Origin of the sequence: Accumulibacter sp., assembly GCF_036625195.1 — a bacterium.
GTDB lineage: Bacteria > Pseudomonadota > Gammaproteobacteria > Burkholderiales > Rhodocyclaceae > Accumulibacter.
Map to the genome: position 1 here is coordinate 4,164,130 of NZ_JAZKUG010000001.1, position 23,176 is coordinate 4,187,305.

Genomic DNA, 23,176 nt, shown 5'->3' on the forward strand with positions numbered 1-23,176 from the left:
GAACCCCGAACGGGCCGGCCACTGCCGGCGTCAATCAAAGCAGAGCTGCCGCAGGATACGGGCGCATGGCGCGCGTACCCCAGGGGCGACCGCTCAGCTGAAGATCCGGCGCTGTCGCGCGTCGGCGCTGCCGAAGATCTGCGGCGTCTGCGGGTACGATGCCGAAGGCAGGCAGGCCGGCGTGATGCGGGCATACCAGTCGGCATAGGTGGCGGTGGCAGGCAGCGCGCGCAGCGTCTTCAACGCATAGTAGCTGAAGGCGCCGCACGGCCGGCCAGCGATCCTGGCATCGTAACTGAAGTTGTTCGGCCCTTCCTTGCAGCCGGCGAGCAGCAGGTCGCCAGCCATCCGCGACAGCGCCCCGGCAAAGGGCGACAGACCCGAGGTCACCTGCACGCTCGTCAAAGGCTGACCGCTGAAACCACGCGGCAACTGGTCGGCCGGCAGCCAGTTGCCCATCGGCATGAAGCGCGGTCGCGGCGCGTCCTCGGCGTCGGGATCGGCCAGCGCCGCCCGCGTCACCGTCCCCGAATGGCAGCTGTCGGAAATCAGCTGCAGCCGCACGCCCGCCTTGCGCGCTGCAAAAAGGCTGTTGATCTCGTCGTCGATCAGGGCGCCGCCACCGGTCTGCAGGTCGTAGGGACACAGTGCCTCGTCGAGCCCGTCGAGCTCGTCGCCATTCAGGTCCGGGACATAGGTGCCATGCCCCGAGAAGGTGATCACGACGACGTCGCCACTGACTGCCGCAGCGATCAACGACTGGATGCCACTGACCATCGCCGCCTTGGTTGCCTGGCTGTCGAGCAGCTTGCTGACGGCGAAACCGCGCGCCGCCAGTTCGCCCGCCCAGTCGTTGGCATCATTGACGCAGCCACTCAGGTCCATGTGCGTGCCGGGATAGTTGTTGATGCCGATGCAAAGCGCGCGCTTGCTCATGACTGCCTCCTGTGATCTGATGATTTATCGGGGATTGCGATCTTCAGTGTAGCAAGCGTCCGGCGAATGACAACCCCTGCCGGGGCAATCCCGTGCGCCCACGGCGGACGCGCCACTGCGCACGCGGCGAAAATCGGCGGGCGAAAAAAAGCGAGCCCGCGCGGAGCTCGCTTCTGCCACGGTCCGGCACTTGCCTACTGGACGCGGATCTCGACCCGGCGACCTTCCTCCGGACTGCCACTGCCGAGAGTCGACTCGGGGCGGCGGAGCTTCACGCGCAGCGCCGGAACGCCGCCGGAGACGAGGACGTCACGCACCGCAACGGCACGCAAGCGGGCCAGCTCGGCGTTGCGCTTCGGATCACCGGATGCATCGTGGAAGCCCGACAGGAGGACGATCGCCAGCGGCTTCTCGGCGAGCACCTGCTTCGTCCGCAGCACGACCAGGTGGTCTTCATCGACGAAGACTGCCTGGTCGACGGCGAAATAGACCTTCACCAACGGCTCGCCGACCGGTGCGATCTCGCTCACGGCGGCCGTCGCCTGCGGCAACCCCGGCGACGCGCCGCCGCTGAAGTAAACCGCCGCGACACAGAGCGCGATACCGCCGACCACCCCCGCCACGACACCAGCTACTTCGTCCTCATCGTCTTGCGCCGACATGCTCATCTCCCCAGGCAGATTGCTGGGCCTGTCGCCCAGATCAGGGCGAATTCTACCCCCGATCGTGATCCGAGAATCCCATTGCCGGGACGGCGGGCACCACGGCCCCTCGGCTGCCCGCCAACAGCGAGGTCATCGCCCCGCCTCCGCGACCGGCCGCCAGCACCTGCGACCCACCTGCCGCACTCGCCGTGGCGACGGCGCTCAATCCGGCGCCAGGTTGCGATAGTGATGCAGCTGCAGGAAACGGGCGACCTCGTCGATCTCGTCGTCGGTCCAACCCAGCGACGCCATGGCCTGCCAGCGGCGAACCTCGGCGCGCAGGCTGCGCCAGTCGCTGACCAGCCGCCCGTCACGCCAGTGTACCTCGCGGTCGTGGCAAGCGATGCAATGCGTCTCGTACAGCAGTTCACCGCGTTCCAGAGTCCGCTCCTCGCCGCCGGCGATCACCGGCGGCAGGGCAAGCGCGGCAACGAGAACCACCTCCATAACTCTTGGCAACATGGACTTCTCCATCGCTGATCACGACCCGGGCAGCTTGGCTGGGGCGCAACCCTAGTCGATCGGCACCTGCCTGCCCTTGGCCGCCGCCGCCTTCGGCAAGTTGATCTCCAGCACACCGTCCTTGAAGCTCGCCTTGGCCGCCTCCGTATCGACCTCGGCCGGCAACGACAGCGAACGCGAGAACGCGTTCGAGCGGATTTCACGCCGCCGGTAGTCGCCCTTCTCGTCGGCCTCCTCCTGCCTGCTCTGCGCCTGGATCGTGATCGAGTCGGCGGTCAGCGAGATCGAAATCCCTTCCTTGCTCACCCCCGGCAATTCGGCCCGCACGAAAACCTCGTTCTCACGCTCGATCAGGTCGACCGCCGGCGCACGAAAGCTCGGGCCCTCGAGCCAGCTCGGCCACTCGCGCTCGAAGGGCCGCATCCAGCGACCCGGCGAGAAACCGGAGAACATCCGGTCCATCATCCGCTCCATCTGTTCGAAGCGCTCCTCGAAGCCCCTGAATGGCGCCAGGCCTCCGCGCTGCATGGCCACCGATTTGCCGCCCTGCTCTTCGCGGGTTTCGGCACTGCTTTCCTTGTCGTTCATGACTCTCTCCTCGACAGAATGACTGCCTCTGCACTCTCGGCAGCGTTCGGCTGCCACTGCGGTCGGGCGGCAGCGAATTGCACCGCGGCCCAACCGCCCTTACCATAACCAAAATAGTATGTGCCGATCAGAAATCAAGAGCTCTTGCGCCCTCGCCCAACAAGGCTGGCGCAGAACCGGAAGGAAGGATCATGCGAAGCAACCACAGCGAGACCCCGGGCGAACCCACGCGCAGCGAGATCGACGCCTGCCCGGACCCCGTGCTGATCGAGTTCGGCGCCCGCTGGTGCGGACACTGCCAAGCGCTGCAGGCGCCGCTCGCGGCCGCGCTGGCGGCATACCCGGCGATCCGCCACCTGCGGATCGAGGACGGCCCGGGACGCCCGCTCGGCCGTTCCTTCGCCGTCCGCCTGTGGCCGACCCTGGTGTTCCTCCATCAGGGCCAGGAACTCATCCGCCTGGTGCGGCCGGCTGCCGCCGAGACGATCGAGCAGGCGCTCGCCGCACTCCACCTGCAGTCGGCCAACCCCAACTGCCAGGATTTGGCCTGAGCGGGCGAACCCCTGCCATGCCGGCCCAGCTGCGAGCGATCCACGCCGACATCACCACCCTGCAGGTGGATGCGGTGGTGAACGCCGCCAACCCCTCGCTGCTCGGCGGCGGCGGTGTCGATGGCGCCATCCACCGTGCCGCCGGACCGGAACTGCTGCAGGCGTGTCGCCTGCTCGGCGGCTGCCCGACCGGCGACGCCCGCCTCACCCGCGCCTACCGTCTGCCCGCCCGCTACGTCATCCACGCCGTCGGTCCGGTCTGGTGTGGAGGCGACAGTCGCGAAGCCGAGCTGCTGGCCTCGTGCTACCGACGCCTGGTCGAACTGGCCGCCGCGCACGAGATATCCAGCCTGGCGATTCCGAGCATCAGCACCGGCATCTACGGCTACCCGATTGCCGAAGCCGCCGAAATCGCGGTGAGCACGGTCCGCGCAACCGTTCCCGCAGCGCCGCGGCTGCACGAGGTGCTCTTCTGCTGTTTCTCGCCCGGCGACCTCAGCATCTACCGGACCCTGCTTGCCGAAGGCAGTGCCTGAGAGGCAGCCGGCGCCCGACGCCCGGTTCCCTGGCGCCGCCGCGCCACGCGCAGCTTGCCAAGGCGACCGGGCGCGCACCACAATGTCGATGGCACGGCCAGCGCTTTGCCGGCATGACGCGAGCACGGTTGCCGCCGGGATCGGCGGCGGATGACGATGGAGCACAACATGATGGATTTTGACGCACGTGCGGCGACCTGGGATTCGGACCCGGCAAAAGTCAGCCGCGCACTGGCCGTGGCCGCAGCAATCCGCAACCGCGTCGCGACCGGCCAGAGCACGCGGGTTCTCGAGTATGGCTGCGGCACGGGCCTGCTGGGCTTCGCCTTGCAGCCGCACTGCGGCCACATCACCCTCGCCGACAGCTCGGCCGGCATGCTCGCCACGCTGCAGGGCAAGATCGCGACCTCTGGCGCCAACAACCTGCAGGCGTTGCGACTCGACCTCGTCAGCGATCCGTTGCCGGCCGAACGCTTCGATCTGATCTGTTCGCTGATGACCTTCCACCACGTCGCCGATACCGCCAGGTTGCTGCGCGACCTCCACACGCTGCTCGACACGCGCGGCCACCTCTGCGTCGCCGACCTCGACAGCGAGGATGGCTCCTTCCACGGCCCGGGGTTCACCGGCCACCTGGGCTTCGACCGCGCCGCTCTCGCCGGCGAGGCGCAGGCAGCCGGCTTTCAGGACATCGATTTCAGCACCGTCTACCACGTGTCGAAGCCCGAGAGTGCCGGCCAGACCGACTTCCCGATCTTTCTCATGGTGACGCGCAAGTGACCGCTTCGCCGCCGGGCGCTGGCGATCGTCACTCCCCGATGGGCGCGCCCTGCCGCTGCGAGCGGGTGCCGATCAACGGCCTCGCCTACCACGTCCGTCACTGGGGCCCGCCCGACGCGCCGCTGCTGCTCATGCTGCACGGCTGGATGGATTCGTCGCCCAGCTTCCAGTTCACCGTCGATGCACTCCGGCAGTCGTGGCACGTGCTGGCGCCGGACTGGCGCGGCTACGGGCAAAGCGAGTGGCTGCACCGACGTTACTGGTTCGCCGACTACTACGCCGACCTCGAGGCCCTGCTCGACCATTACAGCCCCGACGCGCCGGTGCGCATCGTCGGCCACAGCATGGGTGGCGGGGTGGCGAGCATCTATGGCGGCGTCCGTCCGGAACGCGTCGCCGCACTGCTGATGGTCGACTTCCTCGGCCTGCCGAACAACGCGGCGGGCGAGGCGCCGGCCCGCATCCGCCAATGGCTCGACAACCGGCGCACACCACCCGTGATGCGCACCTATGTCAGCCACGAGCAACTGGCGGCGCGCCTGCTGCAGTTCAACCGCCGCCTGCTGCCCGAACGGGCGCTGTTTCTCGCCACCCACTGCACCAGTGAACGACCCGATGGCCGGCTGGTGGTCGCCTGTGACCCGTGGCACAAGGTGCCCTCGCCCCACCTCTACCATGTCGACGACGTGATGGCCTGCTGGCGCGCGATGACGGCCCCGGTCCTGCTGGTGATGGCCGACGAGGGCTACGTCCTGCAGCGCTTCGCCAGGCAGCCCGAAGAGCTGCAGCGGCGAATCGAGTGCTTCGCCAACGGCCAGCAGGTACGCATCGACGATTGCGGCCACAACGTCCAGCACGACCGGCCGGAGCGGCTCGCCGAACTGGTCGAGACTTTCTTCGGCACGACGCGTCAGCAATGAGCGGTGGCAAGAACCGCAGCGCAGGCGCCAGCGCGGCGAGAACCGGCGGCGACCAGCGCTGGCCGGCAACGCGAGCATGCCGAACGGCAGCGCAGTGCCGCCCGGCAACCCGCACAGACGGTCAGAGGGCTGGATACTTGGCCGGATCGAACATCTTCTCGAGTTCCTTGCCGAGTTCCGGTACGGTCAGCTTCTCATCGTAGATGCCGGCGCTCACCTGGATGCCGGTGGTGAAGGAGATGTCCGCCGCCAGGGCATAGGAAAGCTTCCGCGACAGCTTGCCGGCTCCCGGCTTCTGCCAGGCGTACTCGACCCAACCGCCACGTGGTTCGCTGCCCACCTTGCAGAGCTCGCGGAAGATGAACTTGCCCGAATTGTCGGTGATCTGCATGATCGGCTGCCCGACCAGGTCGGGCCGCAGGGGGTGGGCCATCATCCGGTTCCGACGGCAGTCATAGACAAAGACATAGCTGTCCTTCCACACCCATTTGCCGTCCTTGTTGTTGAACTCCGCATAACCTGCCGAACCCTTGTCGTGCAGGAACCTGGCTGCCGCCCGAACGTTGTTGACCGCCTCTTCGGCCGTCGCTGCGTCCGCCTCGGCGGCCATCGCCGAGGGCAGACAAGCGCATGCGGCAAACGCCGAGATCAAACCCATCACTTTCACATTTCTCATAGCATCCTGCTCCTTCAGAACCTTCTCACGGATGTCGGCAGAACCGGGCCTCGCCGGCCTCGCCGGCCTCGCCGGCCACTCTGGCACCCGGGCTGCCGACCGGTCGAACCCTAGGCAATCCACGGCCGGCCAACCGGCAGGACGTCACGGCCGAAGACGTCGGCGAAGATGATGTGGGCCATGATGTACCAGGCCATCGCCGCCGTCGCCATCAACTCGTAGCCGGCAACGACGGTCAGTTCGGGAAAGCCGAAATGCGCGAGATCGAGCAGGATGAAGCCGATCAGCAACAGTGTGAAAGTCAGTGCCAGAGCACCGTGAATGCGCAGCGAGCCGATCCACAGGATGAAGGTGAACATCGTCCAGGCGATCAGGAACCAGCCGACATCGGTCTTGCTCGAGGTGTAGAGATCGTAGTGGTTGCCGATCAGCAGGAGCGCCAGAGCGATCCAGAAACAGCCATAGGCAGTGAATGCGCAATAGCCGAAGTTGTTGCCCGTCTTCATCTCCTGCAAGCCGGCGATCATCTGCGCCAACCCGCCGAAGATCAGCCCCAGCCAGACGACGGGGCCCAGCCCCATCCAGCCGACGTTGTGGAACTGCAACACCATCGTCGTCAACCCGAAACCGGCCAGACCGACGACCGCCGGATTACCCAGCTTCTGCTCCGCCATCACTACCCCCTCTGAAAAAAAACGAGCGATGGCGCGCGCAACGAGCCACCGCGAGAACTGCGGTGGCGCACCCCGTCCAGCGTCGCACTTCCCCCGCAAGGCTTTGATTATACTACCATCCTGTCCTCACGGGTAAGCCGGGAACCAGTCAGATGTCGGCAAGACCAGCCCTTTGGCACTCGCAACTTGAGCCCATTCAATCACTTGCAAATCGTGTTTCCACAACAACAAGTACAGGCGCGTGATCGGTCAGCGGACACCCGCTGCCGCCAGGTAGGCGGCGATGGCGAGCATGTCGTCGATCGTCAACGTCGCCACCGTGGCCTGCATCGGCTGCACGCGTTCGCCGCTGCGCGCGCCGTGCCTGATGTCGTAGAGCTGGCGGAAGACGTAGCTCGGCGAGCGACCGACGATCGGCGGCACCTCGGCATCGCCGCGCAGTCCCGCCCCATGGCAGTCGGCACACGGCAGCGTCTTGCCGTTGCCGCCCGTCGTCACCAGCCACTCGCCGCGGGCAATGCTCCCCGGCGGTACGTAGGCGACGAAGCGCGCCCGCGAATCGCGGTTCTCGAACCGCTCGAAATCCTCGGGAAGCTCGACGATGCGCTGCCCGATCGGCTCCGCGCCACCGCCCGTGATGGCTTCGAGGATCCAGCTCGCGACCTGCGTCCGCGGCACGGAGCCGGTCTCGACGACACGCAGCCTGCTTTGCGGCCGCAGGCGTGAAAAGTACTCGGCCGCGGCAGCGGCCTCCTCGCTCGAGAGATGCGGCGCCATGTGCAGCTTGAGGCGGATCGGTGCCCGCGTCGGCACCGCGCTGCGTCGCGCCCCGCTCGCGAAGTCGGCGAGCTGCCGCACGATGTAGGCCGCCGGGAGACCCGCGATGTCGGCGTTTTCCGGCCCGCCGGAGCCGTCAGCCCGGTGGCAGTAGCCGCAGGCGTAGACGTCTGGCCGCCTCCCCTCGGCAACGACGCGGGGCAGAGCCGGATGATCGCCCGGATGCCACACCGGCGCGAGAAAGCGGTCGCGCAGTTGCGTCACCGAGTAGCGGGCCGCGCTGTCGGGAACGCTGCGTGCGACCCCGTCCTCCGGGCGGGGAACGAAGTCCGGCGGGTTCACCGGGTAGGCCCAGGAGGGCGGTTCGGCGACCACTGCCGGACTGGCCAGCAGCAGACTGGCGGCGAGAAACCCGGACGGCAAAAAGGTCGTCAGCAGGCGCACGAAGCCCCTCCTCCGTGCTCGGCACCGTACCGGGGCTCGAGATCGACCGGCAACGCACCGTCGCCTCGACCTTGCATCATTCCGGCCGGCAAGGATGCGGCCGGGTTCCACCGCCCACCGCCAGCGCCTGCCGGCAGCTGCCCGCGCCACCGCTTCATGCCGGCTTAAGGACGGCGCGCCACGATGCCGTCCTCCACGTTGCCGGACCGACGCGATGTTCTCCAGCCTGCATGTCACCTGCGGACCCCGGCAGCACCTGGCAAGCCTCCGCAAGCCCTTGCTGTTCCTCGCCCTGAGCGCCGCCCTCCTGCTCGCCATCGGCCAATACACGGACATCGACCTGTGGCTTGCCGACCTCCACTTCGATCGCGAACGTGGCCTGTTCCCGTGGGACCAGAGCTGGTTCGGCCGCACTTTCATGCACATCTGGGTGAAGAACGTCCTCGTCTGGAGCGGCTTCCTGCTCGTCGCCGCCGCCCTGTTCGACCTCGTGCGCCCGTGGCCGCGACTCGGCGCAGCCGGGCGCGCGCGGCTGCGGCTGCTGGCGCTGGCGGCAACCTTCGCTCCCATGCTGGTACGCAGCCTGAAAGCACGCTCGGCCATGCATTGCCCGTGGGGGATCGAACGCTACGACGGCAGCCATCCCTTCCTCCGCATCCTCGACGCCGTCCCGGCCGACTGGCCGGCCGGCCAGTGCTTCCCCGCCGGCCATGCCAGCGCCGGCATGTGGCTGGCGGCGCTGGCCGTCCTCTGGTTGCCGCACTCGCCGCGCAAGGCGCTGCTGGCCTATGCCGGCGGCAGCAGCGTCGGTCTGCTGCTCGGCTGGGTGCAACAGATGCGCGGTCAGCACTTTCTGACGCACACGCTGTGGACCGCCTGGCTGACCAGCGCGGTGCTCGTCGCGTTGCTGGCCGTCTTTGCCCGCCACCTGCTCCCGGCAGCGCCGGCGGCAGCCGCGGCGCGTTGGCCCGGCACCAGCCGGCGGTGCGCCAGCGGCGGTGACTGAGCCGCAACTGCCCGCGACGGGAGACCCTGTGTCCGTCAGCAACTACCGGCACAGCCGGCAGCCATGCCGGCGCTCACCGGCGCCAGCGGCCGGCCCTCGGCCGCCCAGGCGCGGATCCCGTCGCGAACGTTATAGACCGTGCGGTAGCCACCCTGCTGCGAGAGAAACTGGCTTGCCGCGCGCGTCCGGTTACCGCTGCGACAGATGACGATCACCGGCGAGTCGGGCTTCGCGACGCCCTGCACCTGCTGCAGCCAGGCCGGCGCGTCGGCGCGGCCGCGCTCGTCGAAGAAGGTCAGCAGCCGGCTGTTCGGGACGACGCCGGTCTCGCGCCACTCGCCGGCGGTGCGGATGTCGATCACCGGCACGCCGGCCGCCAGCAGGCGGGCCAGTTCGGCGTTGCCGATGTCGACCACCTCGGCGCGCAACTGCAACGGCAAGGACAGGGCCAGAAGAGAAAGGAGAAATTTGCCGAGCATCACCGATCACCCCAAGAAAGATTCGCAGCGCTCATCTTACACGCCGGCGCCGCTCGCCGACCGCCGGGCAGCTGCCCCGTGGATCAGGACAATGCCATCAAAAGGCGCAGCTTGCCGGCCGATCGCCAATTCCCCGCCCCGGCGCCATGAAACCGGTTGCCCCGCCGCCGCGAGCGGGCCCGCCGAAGCCCGCGCACAAGCCCTTTTCAGCGCCGCGGCGGCGCGCTACCATGGACCCCCCTGCAGCCCAGCGATCCTTGTCCCACTTGCCCAGCGACGAAAGGATACCCCAGTCTTGAAGCCAACCGACATCAGCGCTCCCGACTACTTCCACAAGGTCGTCGACTGCCAGTGGGCCTGCCCGGCACACACGCCCGTTCCCGAATACATCCGCCTGATCGCCGGCGGGCGCTACAGCGAAGCCTACATGGTGAACTGGGTGTCGAACGTCTTTCCCGGCATCCTCGGCCGCACCTGTGACCGCCCCTGCGAGCCCGCCTGCCGCCGCAGCCGCGTCGAGGACGAGACCCCCGACGGCCGCGAGCGCCGGGAGCCGGTCGCCATCTGCCGCCTGAAGCGCGTCGCCGCCGATTACAAGGAAGACATCCGCCACCTGCTGCCGCAACCGGCAGCGCAGAAGAACGGCCGCCGCATCGCCTGCATCGGCGCCGGCCCGGCGTCGCTGACCGTCGCCCGCGACCTCGCACCGCTCGGCTACGAGGTCGTCGTCTACGACGGCGACCGGCTCGCCGGCGGCATGATGCGCACGCAAATCCCCAAGTTTCGCCTGCCCGAGGGCGTCATCGACGAGGAGACCGGCTACATCCTCGACCTCGGGGTCGACTTCCGCGGTGGCCACTACATCCGTTCGCTGAAGGCGGTGCTCGACGAGGGCTACGACGCCGTCTTCGTCGGCTGTGGTGCGCCGCGCGGCCAGGATCTCGACATTCCCGGGCGCAAGGCGGCGGCCAAGCACATCCACCTCGGCATCGACTGGCTGGCGAATGTCGCCTTCGGCCACGTCAGCTCGATCAGCAAACGGGTCGTCGTCCTCGGTGGCGGCAACACCGCCATGGACTGCTGCCGCTCGGCAAGACGTCTCGGCGGCGAGGACGTCAAGGTCATCGTCCGCTCCGGCTTCGAGCAGATGAAGGCCAGCCCGTGGGAGAAGGAGGACGCGATGCACGAGGGCATCCCGATCCTCAACAACCTCGTGCCGAAGAACTTCACGCACAACGGCGGCCGCCTGACCGGCGTCACCTTCCAGAAGGTGCGCTCGGTCTATGACGAGAACGGGCGCCGGACGCTGGTCCCGACCGGCGAGCCCGACCCGCATTTCGAATGCGACACCGTGCTCGTCGCCGTCGGCCAGGAGAATGCCTTTCCGTGGATCGAGCGCGACATCGGCATCGAGTTCGACAAGTGGGGGCTGCCGAAGCTCGACGAACGGACGATGCAGTCGACGCTGCCGAACGTCTTCTTCGGTGGCGACGCCGCTTTCGGGCCGAAGAACATCATCTGGGCGGTGGCGCACGGCCACGAGGCGGCGGTATCGATCGACCGCCTGCTGAACGGCGAGGACGTCGCCGCACGACCGGCGCCGACGACCAGCCTGGTGTCGCAGAAGATGGGCATCCACGCCTGGCGCTACGACAACGCGATCTCGAACGACCGCCGCCTGCGCGTCCCGCTGCGCGACGTGTCGGCGGCGCTGAAGAACATCCGGATCGAGGTCGAGCTCGGCTTCGATCCGCAACTCGCCTTCCAGGAAGCGCAGCGCTGCCTGAACTGCGACGTGCAGACGGTATTCAGCAACCGCCTGTGCATCGAGTGCGACGCCTGCATGGACATCTGCCCGATGGACTGCATCAGCTTCACGCACAACGGCGACGAGGACGACCTGCGGACACGCCTGCAGGCGCCGGCGCTCAACCGGAGCCAGGACCTCTACGTCTCGGGCACGCTGAAGACCGGCCGGGTGATGGTCAAGGACGAGGATGTCTGCCTGCACTGCGGCCTGTGCGCCGAGCGCTGCCCGACCGGCGCCTGGGACATGCAGAAGTACCTGCTGGTCATGACGCATGCCGGCTGCGCGCGCACGGGCGCCAGCGAAGCACCGGCAGCGGTCACCTGAGGAGCGAAAAATGCAGAAGATCGAAGCAGTCAACGATTTCGTCGTCAAGTTCGCCAACATCAACGGCTCCGGATCGGCATCGGCGAACGAACTGTTTGCCCGCGCGATCCTGCGCATGGGGGTGCCGGTATCGCCGCGCAACATCTTCCCGTCGAACATCCAGGGATTGCCGACCTGGTTCGAGGTACGCGTCACCGAACACGGCTACCTCGGTCGCCGTGGCGGCGTCGACCTGATGGTGGCGATGAATCCGCAGAGCTGGGAGCAGGACGTGCGCGAGATCGACCCCGGCGGCTACCTCTTCTACGACAGCTCGAAGCCGGTGCCGCGCGCCCGCCTGCGCAACGACATCCACGTCCTCGGCATGCCGCTGACCGAGATCTGCAACGACACCTACAGCGATTCGCGCGAGCGCCAGCTGTTCAAGAACATCATCTACGTCGGCGCCCTGACGACCCTGCTCGACATCGACCCGCAGGAGATCGAGAAGCTCTTCGGCGAACAGTACAAGGGCAAGGAGAAGCTGTTCGACTCCAACCTGCAGGCGCTCAACCTCGGCCGCGAGTACGCCCGCCAGCACCTGAAGCCGATCGCCCTCAAGGTCGAGCGCCGCGACCGCGTCGGCGACATGATCTTCACCGACGGCAACAGCGCCGCCGCACTCGGCTGCATCTACGGCGGCGCGACGGTCTGCGCCTGGTACCCGATCACCCCCTCGTCGTCGGTCCCCGAAGCCTTCGAGCGCTACGCCCAGAAGCTGCGCACCGACCCGGCCAGCGGCGAGAAGCGCTACAGCATCGTGCAGGCCGAAGACGAGCTGGCGTCGATCGGCATGGTCATCGGCGCCGGCTGGAATGGCGCCCGCGCCTTCACCGCCACCTCCGGCCCCGGCATCTCGCTGATGGCCGAGTTCATCGGCCTCGCCTACTTCGCCGAGATCCCGGCGGTGCTGATCAACGTCCAGCGCGGCGGCCCGTCGACCGGCATGCCGACGCGCACGCAACAGGCCGACGTCCTCGCCTGCGCCTATGCCTCGCACGGCGACACCCGGCACGTCCTGCTGTTTCCCGAAGACCCCTACGAGTGCTTCGAGATGTCGGCGCAGGCGCTCGACCTCGCCGAGCGGCTGCAGACCCCGGTCTTCGTCATGACCGACCTCGACATCGGCATGAACCAGCGCCTCTGCCGCCCCTTCGCCTGGGACGACAACCGCGAGTACGACCGCGGCAAGGTGATGACGCGCGAAGCACTCGACGCCGGCACCGATTTCGGCCGCTACCTCGACGTCGATGGCGACGGCATCCCCTACCGCACCTATCCCGGAACGCACCCGACGAAGGGCGGCTACTTCACCCGCGGCACGACCAAGAACGCCTACGCCGTCTACTCGGAAGCCGGCGCCGACTACATCTACAACATGCAGCGGCTGCGGCAGAAGTTCGAGACCGCCAAGTCGCTGGTGCCGCTGCCGGTGCTCACCGCCGCCCGCTACCCGGCACGCTTCGCCGCCATCTTCTACGGCTCGACCGGCCCGGCGATGCAGGAAGCGCTGGCTGCGCTCGCCGAACAGGGCATCTACCTCAACGCCCTGCGGATTCGCGCCTTCCCCTTCCAGAACGAGATCGCCGACTTCATCGCCGCGCACTCGAAGGTCTTCGTCTTCGAACAGAACTTCGACGGACAGCTGACGACCCTGCTGATCAACGAGGCGCACGCCAACCCGGCCAGCCTGGTCCCGGTGCTGCACTACGACGGCACGCCGATCACCGCCCGCTTCATCACCCAAGAGATCGCCGAACGCGTCGCCCGGCTGAACGTCCGCCCACTCCGCGAGAACATGGTGGCCTGAGATGACCTACATTGCCAAACCGAAACTGCACCACCCGAGCCTGGTGAAGAACCGTGTCGGCTTCACCCGCCGCGACTACGAGGGCAAGATCTCGACCCTCTGCGCCGGCTGCGGCCACGACTCGATCTCGGCATCGATCATCCAGGCGTGCTGGGAACTCGACATCGAACCGCACCGTGTCGCCAAGCTGTCGGGAATCGGCTGCTCGTCAAAGACGCCCGACTACTTCCTCGGCAACTCGCACGGCTTCAACACCGTGCATGGCCGCATGCCCTCGGTGCTCACCGGCGCCTACCTCGCCAACCGCGAGCTGATCTACCTCGGCGTCTCGGGAGACGGCGACTCGGCGTCGATCGGCCTCGGCCAGTTCGCGCACGTCATGCGCCGCGGCGTGAACATGACCTACCTGGTCGAGAACAACGGCGTCTACGGCCTCACCAAGGGCCAGTTCTCGGCCACCGCCGACAAGGGCTCGCGCTCCAAGAAGGGGCAGAGCAACAACGACGCGCCGATCGACCTCGTGACGCTGGCGCTGGTCATGGGCGCCACCTTCGTCGCCCGCGGCTTCTCCGGCGACAAGGCGCAACTCGTGCCGCTGCTCCGCTCGGCGCTCGCCCACCAGGGCGCGGCGGTGATCGACATCCTGTCGCCGTGCATCACCTTCAACAACCACTCCGGCAGCACCAAGAGCTACGACTACGTGCGCGAGCACAACGAGGCGGTGAACCGCCTCGACTTCATCAGCCTGCGCGAGGAAATCACCGCAGACTACGCCGCCGGTGAAGTCATCGACGTGCGACAGCACGACGGTTCGATCGTCCGCCTGCGCAAGCTGCACGCGGACTACGACCCGACCGACCGCATCCGCGCCATGTCGTACATCCAGGAACACGCCGCGCGCGGCGAGGTCGTCACCGGCCTGCTCTACGTCGACCCCGAGGCCGCCGACCTGCACCGGCAACTCGGCACCGTCGAACAGCCGCTGAATACCCTCGGCGCCGCCGAGCTCTGTCCCGGCTCGAAGGCACTGGAGAAGATCAACGCCGCCCTGCGCTAGCCACCACGTGCGGCCGCCGGCCGCCGCCTGCGGCCGGCACGGCCGGCCAGGAAAATGATCGGCGCCATCACCCTGCTGCTCGTCTTCCAGCTGGTTGGCGAGGTGGTCGCCCGCGGCCTGGCCTTGCCGATTCCCGGTCCGGTGATCGGCATGGCCCTGCTCTTCGTCGCGCTCTGTTGGCGTGGCGGGCCTTCGACCGCGCTGCGCACGACCGCCCAGGGCATGCTGCAGCACCTCTCGCTGCTCTTCATCCCGGCTGGCACCGGCATCATGCTGCACTTCCAGCGCATGTCCGACGAACTGCTGCCGCTGCTCGTCTCGCTGCTCGTCAGCACCGTCGTCACCATCGCCGTGACGGCGCTTGCGCTGCGCTTCCTCGCCCGCCGCAGCGACAGGCAGGCAAGGACGCGATGAGCGCGAGCGCGCTCTGGGTCTACCTCGCCGCCTCGCCGCTTCTCGGCCTGACACTGACCCTGCTCGCCTACCTCGCAGCCAGCCGGATCCACCAGCGCTGCGGCGGCCACCCGCTCGCCAATCCGGTCCTGCTCGCGGTCGCAACCCTCGTCGGCCTGCTGTGGCTGACCGACACCCCCTACCGCACCTACTTCGACGGCGCCCAGTTCGTCCACTTCCTGCTCGGACCCGCCACCGTGGCGCTGGCGATCCCGCTGCACGCCCAGCTTCCCCGCCTGCGGCGAATGGCCATGCCACTGCTCCTCGCCCTGCTGATCGGCTCGCTGACTGCCGCCCTGTCGGCCGTCGCCATCGGCGCCCTGCTCGGAGCGAGCCGGGCGACGCTGCTGTCGCTGGCGCCGAAGTCGGTGACGACGCCGATCGCCATGGGCATCGCCGAGCGCACCGGCGGCCTGCCGTCGCTGACCGCCGTCCTGGTGATCATCACCGGCGTCCTCGGCGCGATTCTCGCCCGCTCGATCCATCGCGCGCTGCATATCGACGACGATGCGCAACGCGGCTTCGCCCTCGGCATCGCCGCGCACGGCATCGGCACCGCGCGCGCCTTCCAGGAAAGCGAACAGATGGGCGCCTTTGCCGCCCTGGCGATGGGTCTCAATGGCCTGCTGACGGCACTGCTGCTGCCGATCGTGATGCCGTTCGTCCTCGGCGGCTAGCGGCGCCAGCCGGAAACCGGCCTGGCCGGCCGCCGACGACGAGCGCGGCGCGCCGCGCCAGCGCCGCCGGCACGGCGCCTGCAGCAGTGCGCGGGCAATGAGCGTACACTCGAACCTGTCCGCAAGCCCGGCCGGCAGGCAGCCGGCAACCCGATGCCGAGGAGAACCGCATGCGCAGCAAGATCGTCACCGCCGAGGAAGCGATCGCCCTGATCCGCGACGGCGATACCCTGGCCAGTACCGGTTTCGTCCAGACCGGCTTCGCCGAGGCCCTGCTCTCGGCGCCCGAACGCCGCTTCCTCGCCAGCGGCAGCCCGAAGAACCTGACGCTGTTCGCCGCCGCCGGCCAGGGCGACGGCCACAGCCTCGGCCTCAACCACCTCGGCCACGAGGGACTGCTGCGCCGCGTCGTCGCCGGCCACTGGGGGCGCATGCCGAAGGTCGCGCAGCTCGCCCTCGACAACCGCATCCAGGCCTACAACCTGCCGCAGGGAATCATCTGCCAGCTCTTCCGCGACCTCGCCGGCGGCAAGCCCGGCTCCTTCTCCAAGGTCGGCCTGCACACCTTCGTCGATCCGCGCTACGGCGGTGGCCGGATCAATGCCGCGACGACGCGCGACATCGTCAAGCTGGTCGAGGTCGACGACGAGGAATGGCTGTTCTACAAGGTCGGCACGGTCAACGTCGCCTTCGTCCGCGGCACCACCGCCGACACCTTCGGCAACATCACCATGGAACGTGAAGCGCTCACCCTCAACAACCTGGCGATGGCGATGGCGGCCAAGAACAGCAACGGCATCGTCATCGCGCAGGTCGAGCGGATTGCCGAGCGCAACGGCCTGCCGCCGCGCCAGGTCAAGATCCCCGGCATCCTCGTCGATTGCGTCGTCATCGCCGAACCGGCGCAGCACATGCAGACGCTGGCGACACCGTACAGCGCCGCCTACGCCGGCGAGTTCCGCGTGCCGGCGGCGAGCATCGTCTCCACGCCGCTCAGCGAGCGCAAGATCATCGCCCGCCGTGCCGCCTTCGAGCTGCCGCCGAACGGCATCATCAACCTCGGCGTCGGCATGCCGGAGGGCGTCGCGGCGGTCGCCAACGAGGAGCGCATCTCGCACCTGCTGACGCTGACCGTCGAATCCGGGCTGATCGGCGGCATCCCGTCGAGCGGCGGCAACTTCGGCACCGGCGTCAACATGGACGCGGTGATCGACGAAAACCAGCAGTTCGACTTCTACGACGGCGGCGGCCTCGACATGGCCTGCCTCGGCATGGCCGAGTGCGACGCCGCCGGCAACGTCGACGTCAGCCGCTACGGTGGCCGCCTGACCGGCGCCGGCGGCTTCATCAACATCAGCCAGAACGCCCGCCTCGTCGTCTTCGTCGGCACCTTCACCGGCAAGGGCCTCAAGGTCGAGGTCGTCGACGGCAAGCTGCGGATCGTGCAGGAAGGGACGCAGCGCAAGTTCGTCCGGCAGGTCGAGCAGATCACCTTCAACGGCCAGTACGCCTACGATCGCTGCAAGCCGGTCTACTACGTCACGGAACGCTGCGTCTTCCGGCGCGTCCGCCGCGGTCTGGCGCTGATCGAGGTCGCCCCGGGAATCGACGTCGCGCGCGACATCCTGCCGCACATGGATTTCGAACCGATCATCGGCGACTACGCCGAGATGGACGCGCGCATCTTCGACAACAACCCGATGGGGCTCGAAGCCGAACTGCTCAACCTTTCGATGCCCGAGCGCGTCATCTACGACGCCGAGCGCAACATCCTCTTCCTCAACTTCGAGGGCATGTACGTGCGCGTCCGCGAGGACGTGCAGGCGATCTGGGACATCTGCGAACTGCGCTGCCGCCAGGCCGGCAAGCGCGTCGGCGTCATCATCAACTACGACCGCTTCCGCATCAACCAGGACATGTACGACGCCTACGCCGAAATGGACCGCTACTTCCTCGCCAACTACTTCATCCAGATCACCCGCTACGCCACCAGCGCCTTCCTGCGCGCCAAGCTCGGCGAAGCCTTCTCGGCGCGCAGCATCGCGCCGCACGTCTTCGAGCGGCGGGAAGAAGCGCAGGCCTACCTCGCCGGGCGCGGCGGCGAGAACGGGCGCGGCGGCTGAGGCGGCGCCGAAGCAGTGATGCCGGGCAATGCCGGCATCAGTCGCGCAGGTCGTCGACTTTGAGGCCAAGCGCCGCGGCGATCGCCCGCAGTGTCTTGAGGGAACCGACCCGCTTGCGCGTTTCGATCTGGCACAGGTAGGCCGTGCTGATCCCGGCCATCGTCGCCAGCCCCTCCTGGGTCAGGCTGCGCTGTTCGCGCCAGGCCTTCACCGGCTGCTCGCCGTCGAGAAGCGCATTCGCCACGGCTGCAGGAATGCGAAAGCCATCGTCGACGGTGCGTGCCGCATCGGCCAGCGCGGCATCGTCAGCATCTTCCAGCGCCGCGTCAAGGCGTTCGTACAACTCGATGGGGATCACCGTAAACTCGCGCTTGCCATCCCGCTCGATGAACTGGATTCCGGTCATTGACAAGCACCTCCACGGTAACCGGTAACTCTGCGGCGTTCGCCCCGCCTACGGAGCCTGCCGGTGCAGGGGAGAGCGCAGCGGGTTGGCGGCGAAGAGCGCTTTCCAGCAGCGGGGCGTGAGTTCGTGGACACGTTCCGCGGGATGCTGTCCGATACGTTGCAGGACATCGACCAGATAGTCGTAGGGGTTGATGCCGTGCAGTCGGCAGGTGACGATCAGGCTCTGCAGGATGCCGACATGCCGGGCGCCGAGTTCGGTCCAGCAGAACATCCAGTTGCGGCGACCCATCGGAATCACGCGCAGGGCGCGCTCGAGATGATTCGTATCGATCGGCACGTCCGGGTCGCTGAGGAACACCTCCAGGCCGAAGCGGCGGTCGCGTGCATAGGCCAGGGCCTTGGTCAGCGGATTGCTCGGCAGCAGACCCTGTGCCGCGAAGCGTTCATCGATCCAGGCGAAGAAGCGCTCGACGACCGGCTTGGCGTGCGCCAGCCGATGATCCTTCTTGCGCTCGCCCTTCAGCCCGGCCTGGCGAATGTCTTCCTCGACCTGATACAGCTCGCCGATCAGCGCCAGCGCCTCGGCGGCGGCTTCCGGCTCGGCGGCCTGCGCCTCGAAGAAGCCGCGGCGGGTATGCGTCCAGCACTGGGCATGAGTGATCCCGGTCTTCGCCGCGTAGTGGGCATAGGCGTGGTAGCCATCCGACAGCAGCACCGCCCGCTCGGCAGGCGTCAGCCCCAGCGCCGCCTCGACGTGCTTGATCTCGCGGCTCTCGAAGAAGGGAAAACAGATCTCGTCGCGTTCCCCATAGACTGGCCAGAAATAGCCTCGCTTCAGCTTCCCGGGCACGCCCTGTCCGGCCTTGATCGGTGTTTCATCCATCGCCTTGACCCGGGACTCGCGAATCGACGCCCACTGCGCCTCGTAGATCGCCTCGAGCAGGGCCGCCCCCTGCTGGGCGATCTGCGTCAGCCACGGCCGGCTGAGGGTGAAGCCCGCGTCGGCAAGGCGTTGGTGCTGGCGATACAGCGGCAGGTGGTAGGCGAACTTGTCGATCAACAGGCCGGCAACGAAGCTCACGTCCGCCCGGCTGCCGTCGATGACGTTGCTCGGCGCCGGCGCGCAGACGAGCGCTTCGCTGGCCTTGAGCTTCACCACGGGTCGCCGATACTTGATCACGACGTAACTCCCGGGGCGCTGCGCGAGACGGTAGCTCTCCTTGTGGCTGATGATCTCGTAGTCTTCGGGCGAGAGGCCCTCGGTTGCCGGTGCGGGCAGTTCGATGACCTCGACCGGCACCCGGGTCTCGTCGAAGAACGGCACGGCGTCGCCGTCATCCGGGCGCTGGGTCGCCGCTTTGCGGGTATGCGCGGCAATCAACCGGCTTGGAGGCTCCGGCAGCGCCGGCTGAGTCAGCCATTCGCCCAGACTCATCTGGCCGTTCGTACCGATCTCGATGCGGCGTTCGCTCTTCTGGCCGAAGAGCTGGCGCTTGAACCAGTCGAGTTGTTGTTTGAGGGCGATGATTTCGCCGTACAGGGTGTGGTACAGGTCGAGGACCTGCTGCGGGGTCAAGCTCGCGGCTTCTTCGAGAGTCAAAACGCGCTGGATTGCCGCTGAGTTCATGCCGGGATTATACCCCGACAGGAGGTCTCAAGTCCATGTTTCAACGTGATTTTATCTGCCATGTCGGGGGTCTCTGGGAGACGGTAGCGCTTGCGGATGCGCCCCGGCTCGATGCCCTCGAGGAGGAGTTTCAGGCCGGTCCAGTCGGTTTCCCGGGTGCTCGCCTTCGACCAGTCGGGAATGAAGCGGCCCGCCTCCAGACGCTTGGCCCAGACGCAGAAGCCGCTGCGGTCCCAGTAGAGCACCTTGACCAAGGTCGAGCGCCGGTTGAAGAAGACGAACAGTTGTCCGCTCACGGGGTCCTCGCGCAGCACGTGGCGCGTCAGCGCAATCAACCCGTCGAAGGATTGGCGCAGATCGACCGGGCGGCCATAGACCTGCACGCGAATTCGCGCTTCCGGGAAGAACATCAGCCGCGAACGAGCGACAGCTGCAGACCTCCGCCGAGGTCGAGGGTCAGTTCAAGGCGCGCAGCCGACGCGGGCACGCGCTGCAGAACGCCCGCGTCGAGGAAGGCGGCCGGCACCGCCCGGTCCGGTTGGCTGCTGCCGGCGGCCCGTAGGCGGCTTCGCCAGCGATGGAAGCTGGTATCGCTGATTCCTTCCCGCGCGCAGAATTCAGCAACGCTCAAACCGCTCCCGTCAAAGCGCGACAGCAGCACCCGCCACTGCTCCGCGCCGCGCTTCACCCGCAACCTCCTGCTCGTCGTCTCCATGCCTGCTCTCCATTCCGTCGTCCGAGGAAGGCATTCTCGGCCGGACGACAAGCGCAGGGAAGAACGCCGCCTGGTTACCGGTTACCCTCCACGTGGCGCGACGGCCAGCACATGAATCACCAACCGTCCCCCTTCGAGTCATGAATCACCCGCCAGTCGCCCACCCGCAACCGATATGTTTCGCGGCCGACCAGCTTCCTGACATCGTTGTTCGCCGCGAAAGGGTCTGCCGCCAGCGGCTCGATCTTGCCGCGTACCTGCAGCGCCACATTGCGCGGCATTGCCTTCAGGGCGTTGACCGCAGCGCGGGTGTATTCGATCTGGTACATGAGGCGATGTTAGCAAATTGCTAACAATCGACCACGTGCTTCAACATTCGCTGCGTTCAGGGCCACCGGGCGGCGGCCATTTTTCGGGTGTCTTCGGCGGTCGACCGCAGCAGGCGGTTGTGGGTGCCCCCAACAGGTGGTGGGCGCCGGCTTGACGGTGTAGCCAAGGTAGCAACCCAGCCCTGCTACCGAAGGGATCCAGAACGGCATCAACGGACGCCGAAGCGATTGCTCGGCAATCAGCTTCGAGGCGGGCAACGGCGAGAGCGGGCGGCTTCCCGAGGAGAACATCCCGGTATCGGCGCCCGGCTGCGACGCCCTCACCCCTGCCCGTCTCCCAAAGGGCGGGGGGGCAAACGACCGAGCGCCCGCGGGTGGTGGACTGGGAGCAGCCGGAGTACGACGACTTCCTGCTGGTCAGTCCGTTCAGCGCGGTCGGCAGCCGCTGCATCTGTCGGCCAGATCTGTCGGGCTCCGCCAACGACCTGCCCCGGGGTGGCGATCGAAGGCAGGAAACCCGGCGCGCCCGGCCTTGGATGAGCGCCCCACCCAGTACAGGCAGCAGCCCCGCAGCGCTTCTGGTTCAACGCCCGGCTGATCGCCAGCAAGGGCACCGCCAGCTGCGTCGGCTCGCGCACCGCCGACTGGCAGCGCTTCCTGCAGGGGAAGCGCACCGAGCGCGAGGACGTGCAGGCGATCTGGGACATCTGCGAACTGCGCTGCCGTGTCGCCGACAGGCGCGTCGGCGTCATCATCAACCACGACCGCTTCCGCATCAACCAGGACATGTACGACGCCTACGCCGAAATGGGCCGCCACTTCCTCGCCAACTTCTTCAGCCAGACCAGCCGCCACGCCAGCAGCGCCTCGCCGCGCGCCAAGCTCGGCGAAGCCTTCTCGGCGAGCACCGCAAGCTTGCCGTTGCCCTCCTGGTCGGCAACAATGGCGACAATTCGCGGCATGCCAACGCGGAGCCAACAACAATGACCAACGTGAGCGAACCACCAGGCAGGTACCCCCGCCGCATCCTCGTCGCCGTCACCGGCCTGTCGCCGCAGATCGTCACCGAGACCCTGTATGCGCTGGCGATCGGCGCCGAGGAAACACCCTTCGTCCCGACCGAGATCCATCTGATCACCACCCGCGGCGGTGCGGAGAAAGCGCGCCTGGCACTGCTTTCCGACGAACCCGGCTGGTTCCATCAGCTCTGCCACGACTACGAACTGCCGCCGATCCGCTTCGGCGCCGACACCATCCACGTCCTGCGCGACGGCAATGGCGATGCGCTCGACGACATCCGCTCGCCCGACGACAATCGCCACGCCGCCGACGGAATCACCGAACTCATTCGCGACTTCACCGCCGACCCGGACTGCGCGCTGCACGTATCGATCGCCGGTGGACGGAAAACGATGGGCTTCTTCCTCGGCTACGCGCTGTCACTATACGGCCGGCCGCAGGACCGGCTGTCGCACGTTCTGGTTTCCGAACCCTTCGAAGCAAGCGGTGGCTTCTACTATCCAACGCCCTGCAGCCGCGTCCTCGAGCTGCCCGGCGGCCGTCTCGTCGACACCGCGAACGCGCTGGTCACCCTGGCCGAACTGCCATTCGTGAGCCTGCGCCACGGCCTGCCGGAAGCACTGTTGACTGGCCATGCCAGCTACAACCAGACGGTCGAGGCCGCGCGCCTGGCGCTGGCGCCGCCCGAACTGCAGCTCGACCTCGCCACCCGCCGCGTCCGCGCAGCCGGCAAGGTCTTCGCCCTGCCACCGGCCGAACTCGCCCTGCTCAGCGTCTTCGCGCGGCGCGCGCTGCGTGGCGAGGCGCCAGTGCCTGCACCGCCGAAGGAACTGCCCGACCTCGCATGGAGACAGCGCTACCTGGTCGAGCTGCGCTGGATCGACGGCCTTCTCGGCGAACGCGACGACACCGAGCGCGCGCTGAAGAACGGCATGGACGGCAGCTACTTCTCGACCCATCTCTCCAAGTTGAGGAAGATCCTGCAGCGCGAACTCGGCCCCGCCGCCGCACCCTACCTGATCAGCGACGGGGGCTCCCGGCCGCGCCGCTATCGGCTCGACCTGCGGCCGACGGCGGTTGGTTACGACGCTCTTGAACAAGAGGGAGTGCGCGCATGAGAGAGCTGCTCGTCTCTTGCACCAATTCCCCGACACGCTTGCCGTGGCTCAAACCGTCTGCAGAAGACGTTATGCTGCAATAGGGCTCTCGGACATACCAGCATCCAGCCTACCATCCCGAACCGGTGAGGAA

General features: G+C 67.5%; 26 protein-coding genes. 13 read left to right on the forward strand and 13 right to left on the reverse strand.

Annotated features, from left to right (window positions below):
• Positions 1 to 93 precede the first annotated feature (93 nt).
• The 4 genes from V5B60_RS18290 to V5B60_RS18305 all read right to left on the reverse strand — a co-directional run bounded on the left by V5B60_RS18290 (position 94) and on the right by V5B60_RS18305 (position 2,690).
• Positions 94 to 936 (reverse strand): caspase family protein, encoded by an 843-nt coding sequence (locus tag V5B60_RS18290; protein WP_332348941.1) that lies wholly within the window; start codon positions 934 to 936, stop codon positions 94 to 96.
• Positions 937 to 1,130: 194 nt separating this feature from the next.
• Positions 1,131 to 1,598 (reverse strand): OmpA family protein, encoded by a 468-nt coding sequence (locus tag V5B60_RS18295; protein WP_332348943.1) that lies wholly within the window; start codon positions 1,596 to 1,598, stop codon positions 1,131 to 1,133.
• A 204-nt stretch (positions 1,599 to 1,802) separates the two neighbouring features.
• Positions 1,803 to 2,102 carry a c-type cytochrome gene (locus V5B60_RS18300; RefSeq protein ID WP_332348945.1) on the reverse strand — a complete coding sequence of 100 codons (300 nt, stop codon included), beginning with the start codon at positions 2,100 to 2,102 and terminating at the stop codon, positions 1,803 to 1,805.
• Positions 2,103 to 2,153: 51 nt separating this feature from the next.
• The gene (locus tag V5B60_RS18305) at positions 2,154 to 2,690 is read right to left on the reverse strand and encodes an Hsp20/alpha crystallin family protein (protein WP_332348947.1); all 537 of its coding nucleotides are present in this window, start codon (positions 2,688 to 2,690) and stop codon (positions 2,154 to 2,156) included.
• Between the two features lie 191 nt (positions 2,691 to 2,881).
• Here V5B60_RS18305 and V5B60_RS18310 point away from each other — a divergent pair, with 191 nt between their 5' ends.
• The 4 genes from V5B60_RS18310 to V5B60_RS18325 all read left to right on the forward strand — a co-directional run bounded on the left by V5B60_RS18310 (position 2,882) and on the right by V5B60_RS18325 (position 5,477).
• Complete coding sequence (locus V5B60_RS18310; protein WP_332348949.1) at positions 2,882 to 3,241, forward strand: thioredoxin family protein; 360 nt, start codon at positions 2,882 to 2,884, stop codon at positions 3,239 to 3,241.
• A gap of 17 nt (positions 3,242 to 3,258) precedes the next feature.
• The gene (locus tag V5B60_RS18315; RefSeq protein WP_332348951.1) at positions 3,259 to 3,777 is read left to right on the forward strand and encodes an O-acetyl-ADP-ribose deacetylase; all 519 of its coding nucleotides are present in this window, start codon (positions 3,259 to 3,261) and stop codon (positions 3,775 to 3,777) included.
• Positions 3,778 to 3,945: 168 nt separating this feature from the next.
• Positions 3,946 to 4,557 (forward strand): class I SAM-dependent methyltransferase, encoded by a 612-nt coding sequence (locus V5B60_RS18320; RefSeq protein ID WP_332348953.1) that lies wholly within the window; start codon positions 3,946 to 3,948, stop codon positions 4,555 to 4,557.
• Between the two features lie 38 nt (positions 4,558 to 4,595).
• Positions 4,596 to 5,477 carry an alpha/beta fold hydrolase gene (locus V5B60_RS18325; protein ID WP_332350626.1) on the forward strand — a complete coding sequence of 294 codons (882 nt, stop codon included), beginning with the start codon at positions 4,596 to 4,598 and terminating at the stop codon, positions 5,475 to 5,477.
• A 121-nt stretch (positions 5,478 to 5,598) separates the two neighbouring features.
• On the opposite strand, the gene V5B60_RS18330 is transcribed toward V5B60_RS18325, so the two are convergent.
• The 3 genes from V5B60_RS18330 to V5B60_RS18340 all read right to left on the reverse strand — a co-directional run bounded on the left by V5B60_RS18330 (position 5,599) and on the right by V5B60_RS18340 (position 8,048).
• Positions 5,599 to 6,153 (reverse strand): cache domain-containing protein, encoded by a 555-nt coding sequence (locus V5B60_RS18330; protein WP_332348955.1) that lies wholly within the window; start codon positions 6,151 to 6,153, stop codon positions 5,599 to 5,601.
• 110 nt (positions 6,154 to 6,263) lie between these two features.
• Complete coding sequence (locus V5B60_RS18335; protein WP_332348957.1) at positions 6,264 to 6,827, reverse strand: acetate uptake transporter; 564 nt, start codon at positions 6,825 to 6,827, stop codon at positions 6,264 to 6,266.
• Positions 6,828 to 7,076: 249 nt separating this feature from the next.
• Positions 7,077 to 8,048 carry a c-type cytochrome gene (locus V5B60_RS18340; protein ID WP_332348959.1) on the reverse strand — a complete coding sequence of 324 codons (972 nt, stop codon included), beginning with the start codon at positions 8,046 to 8,048 and terminating at the stop codon, positions 7,077 to 7,079.
• Between the two features lie 214 nt (positions 8,049 to 8,262).
• Here V5B60_RS18340 and V5B60_RS18345 point away from each other — a divergent pair, with 214 nt between their 5' ends.
• Positions 8,263 to 9,054, forward strand: coding sequence for a phosphatase PAP2 family protein (locus V5B60_RS18345; RefSeq protein WP_332348961.1), 792 nt, complete (start codon positions 8,263 to 8,265; stop codon positions 9,052 to 9,054).
• Between the two features lie 35 nt (positions 9,055 to 9,089).
• Here the strand turns inward: V5B60_RS18345 and V5B60_RS18350 are convergent, their stop codons facing one another.
• A complete protein-coding gene (locus V5B60_RS18350; protein ID WP_332348963.1) occupies positions 9,090 to 9,533 on the reverse strand; it encodes a rhodanese-like domain-containing protein in 444 nt (147 codons plus the stop codon).
• 295 nt (positions 9,534 to 9,828) lie between these two features.
• Between V5B60_RS18350 and V5B60_RS18355 the strand changes: the two genes are divergently transcribed.
• The 6 genes from V5B60_RS18355 (at position 9,829) to V5B60_RS18380 (ending at position 17,826) form a co-directional block, all read left to right on the forward strand.
• Positions 9,829 to 11,667 (forward strand): FAD-dependent oxidoreductase, encoded by a 1,839-nt coding sequence (locus tag V5B60_RS18355; protein ID WP_332348965.1) that lies wholly within the window; start codon positions 9,829 to 9,831, stop codon positions 11,665 to 11,667.
• A 10-nt stretch (positions 11,668 to 11,677) separates the two neighbouring features.
• Positions 11,678 to 13,516, forward strand: coding sequence for a 2-oxoacid:acceptor oxidoreductase subunit alpha (locus V5B60_RS18360; protein ID WP_332348967.1), 1,839 nt, complete (start codon positions 11,678 to 11,680; stop codon positions 13,514 to 13,516).
• Between the two features lies 1 nt (position 13,517).
• The gene (locus V5B60_RS18365) at positions 13,518 to 14,573 is read left to right on the forward strand and encodes a 2-oxoacid:ferredoxin oxidoreductase subunit beta (RefSeq protein WP_332348969.1); all 1,056 of its coding nucleotides are present in this window, start codon (positions 13,518 to 13,520) and stop codon (positions 14,571 to 14,573) included.
• Positions 14,574 to 14,627: 54 nt separating this feature from the next.
• Positions 14,628 to 14,987, forward strand: a complete 360-nt coding sequence (locus tag V5B60_RS18370) for a CidA/LrgA family protein (RefSeq protein ID WP_332348971.1) — start codon at positions 14,628 to 14,630, stop codon at positions 14,985 to 14,987.
• Positions 14,984 to 15,703: an LrgB family protein gene (locus V5B60_RS18375; protein WP_332348973.1), complete on the forward strand. Its 720-nt coding sequence runs from the start codon at positions 14,984 to 14,986 to the stop codon at positions 15,701 to 15,703. The genes V5B60_RS18370 and V5B60_RS18375 overlap by 4 nt, the downstream gene beginning before the upstream one ends.
• A 170-nt stretch (positions 15,704 to 15,873) precedes the next feature.
• Complete coding sequence (locus tag V5B60_RS18380) at positions 15,874 to 17,826, forward strand: acyl CoA:acetate/3-ketoacid CoA transferase (RefSeq protein WP_332348975.1); 1,953 nt, start codon at positions 15,874 to 15,876, stop codon at positions 17,824 to 17,826.
• Positions 17,827 to 17,863: 37 nt separating this feature from the next.
• Here the strand turns inward: V5B60_RS18380 and V5B60_RS18385 are convergent, their stop codons facing one another.
• From V5B60_RS18385 to V5B60_RS18405, 5 genes are all read right to left on the reverse strand, one after another.
• On the reverse strand, positions 17,864 to 18,232 hold the full coding sequence (locus V5B60_RS18385) for a helix-turn-helix domain-containing protein (protein WP_332348977.1): 369 nt from the start codon (positions 18,230 to 18,232) through the stop codon (positions 17,864 to 17,866).
• Between the two features lie 48 nt (positions 18,233 to 18,280).
• A complete protein-coding gene (tnpC, locus tag V5B60_RS18390) occupies positions 18,281 to 19,861 on the reverse strand; it encodes an IS66 family transposase (protein ID WP_332348979.1) in 1,581 nt (526 codons plus the stop codon).
• Complete coding sequence (gene tnpB / locus V5B60_RS18395) at positions 19,858 to 20,271, reverse strand: IS66 family insertion sequence element accessory protein TnpB (protein ID WP_332348982.1); 414 nt, start codon at positions 20,269 to 20,271, stop codon at positions 19,858 to 19,860. Before tnpB ends, tnpC begins: the two co-directional genes overlap by 4 nt.
• Positions 20,271 to 20,576: an IS66 family insertion sequence element accessory protein TnpA gene (gene tnpA / locus V5B60_RS18400; RefSeq protein ID WP_332348984.1), complete on the reverse strand. Its 306-nt coding sequence runs from the start codon at positions 20,574 to 20,576 to the stop codon at positions 20,271 to 20,273. Before tnpA ends, tnpB begins: the two co-directional genes overlap by 1 nt.
• A gap of 116 nt (positions 20,577 to 20,692) precedes the next feature.
• Positions 20,693 to 20,905, reverse strand: coding sequence for a type II toxin-antitoxin system RelE family toxin (locus tag V5B60_RS18405; RefSeq protein ID WP_332348986.1), 213 nt, complete (start codon positions 20,903 to 20,905; stop codon positions 20,693 to 20,695).
• Between the two features lie 687 nt (positions 20,906 to 21,592).
• Between V5B60_RS18405 and V5B60_RS18410 the strand changes: the two genes are divergently transcribed.
• Both V5B60_RS18410 and csm6 read left to right on the forward strand, forming a co-directional pair.
• Entirely contained in the window at positions 21,593 to 21,892 is a 300-nt protein-coding gene (locus V5B60_RS18410) for a hypothetical protein (protein ID WP_332348988.1), read from the forward strand.
• Positions 21,889 to 23,043 (forward strand): CRISPR-associated ring nuclease Csm6, encoded by a 1,155-nt coding sequence (gene csm6, locus V5B60_RS18415; RefSeq protein ID WP_332348990.1) that lies wholly within the window; start codon positions 21,889 to 21,891, stop codon positions 23,041 to 23,043. Before V5B60_RS18410 ends, csm6 begins: the two co-directional genes overlap by 4 nt.
• The last annotated feature ends 133 nt before the right edge of the window (positions 23,044 to 23,176 follow it).

Coding starts and splice junctions, on each gene's coding strand:
- V5B60_RS18290 (WP_332348941.1), bottom strand. CDS start 936: ATGAGCAAGCGCGCGCTTTGCATCGGCATCAACAACTATCCCGGCACG.
- V5B60_RS18295 (WP_332348943.1), bottom strand. CDS start 1,598: ATGTCGGCGCAAGACGATGAGGACGAAGTAGCTGGTGTCGTGGCGGGG.
- V5B60_RS18300 (WP_332348945.1), bottom strand. CDS start 2,102: ATGTTGCCAAGAGTTATGGAGGTGGTTCTCGTTGCCGCGCTTGCCCTG.
- V5B60_RS18305 (WP_332348947.1), bottom strand. CDS start 2,690: ATGAACGACAAGGAAAGCAGTGCCGAAACCCGCGAAGAGCAGGGCGGC.
- V5B60_RS18310 (WP_332348949.1), top strand. CDS start 2,882: ATGCGAAGCAACCACAGCGAGACCCCGGGCGAACCCACGCGCAGCGAG.
- V5B60_RS18315 (WP_332348951.1), top strand. CDS start 3,259: ATGCCGGCCCAGCTGCGAGCGATCCACGCCGACATCACCACCCTGCAG.
- V5B60_RS18320 (WP_332348953.1), top strand. CDS start 3,946: ATGATGGATTTTGACGCACGTGCGGCGACCTGGGATTCGGACCCGGCA.
- V5B60_RS18325 (WP_332350626.1), top strand. CDS start 4,596: ATGGGCGCGCCCTGCCGCTGCGAGCGGGTGCCGATCAACGGCCTCGCC.
- V5B60_RS18330 (WP_332348955.1), bottom strand. CDS start 6,153: ATGAGAAATGTGAAAGTGATGGGTTTGATCTCGGCGTTTGCCGCATGC.
- V5B60_RS18335 (WP_332348957.1), bottom strand. CDS start 6,827: ATGGCGGAGCAGAAGCTGGGTAATCCGGCGGTCGTCGGTCTGGCCGGT.
- V5B60_RS18345 (WP_332348961.1), top strand. CDS start 8,263: ATGTTCTCCAGCCTGCATGTCACCTGCGGACCCCGGCAGCACCTGGCA.
- V5B60_RS18350 (WP_332348963.1), bottom strand. CDS start 9,533: ATGCTCGGCAAATTTCTCCTTTCTCTTCTGGCCCTGTCCTTGCCGTTG.
- V5B60_RS18360 (WP_332348967.1), top strand. CDS start 11,678: ATGCAGAAGATCGAAGCAGTCAACGATTTCGTCGTCAAGTTCGCCAAC.
- V5B60_RS18365 (WP_332348969.1), top strand. CDS start 13,518: ATGACCTACATTGCCAAACCGAAACTGCACCACCCGAGCCTGGTGAAG.
- V5B60_RS18370 (WP_332348971.1), top strand. CDS start 14,628: ATGATCGGCGCCATCACCCTGCTGCTCGTCTTCCAGCTGGTTGGCGAG.
- V5B60_RS18375 (WP_332348973.1), top strand. CDS start 14,984: ATGAGCGCGAGCGCGCTCTGGGTCTACCTCGCCGCCTCGCCGCTTCTC.
- V5B60_RS18380 (WP_332348975.1), top strand. CDS start 15,874: ATGCGCAGCAAGATCGTCACCGCCGAGGAAGCGATCGCCCTGATCCGC.
- V5B60_RS18385 (WP_332348977.1), bottom strand. CDS start 18,232: ATGACCGGAATCCAGTTCATCGAGCGGGATGGCAAGCGCGAGTTTACG.
- tnpC (WP_332348979.1), bottom strand. CDS start 19,861: ATGAACTCAGCGGCAATCCAGCGCGTTTTGACTCTCGAAGAAGCCGCG.
- tnpB (WP_332348982.1), bottom strand. CDS start 20,271: ATGTTCTTCCCGGAAGCGCGAATTCGCGTGCAGGTCTATGGCCGCCCG.
- tnpA (WP_332348984.1), bottom strand. CDS start 20,576: ATGGAGACGACGAGCAGGAGGTTGCGGGTGAAGCGCGGCGCGGAGCAG.
- V5B60_RS18405 (WP_332348986.1), bottom strand. CDS start 20,905: ATGTACCAGATCGAATACACCCGCGCTGCGGTCAACGCCCTGAAGGCA.
- csm6 (WP_332348990.1), top strand. CDS start 21,889: ATGACCAACGTGAGCGAACCACCAGGCAGGTACCCCCGCCGCATCCTC.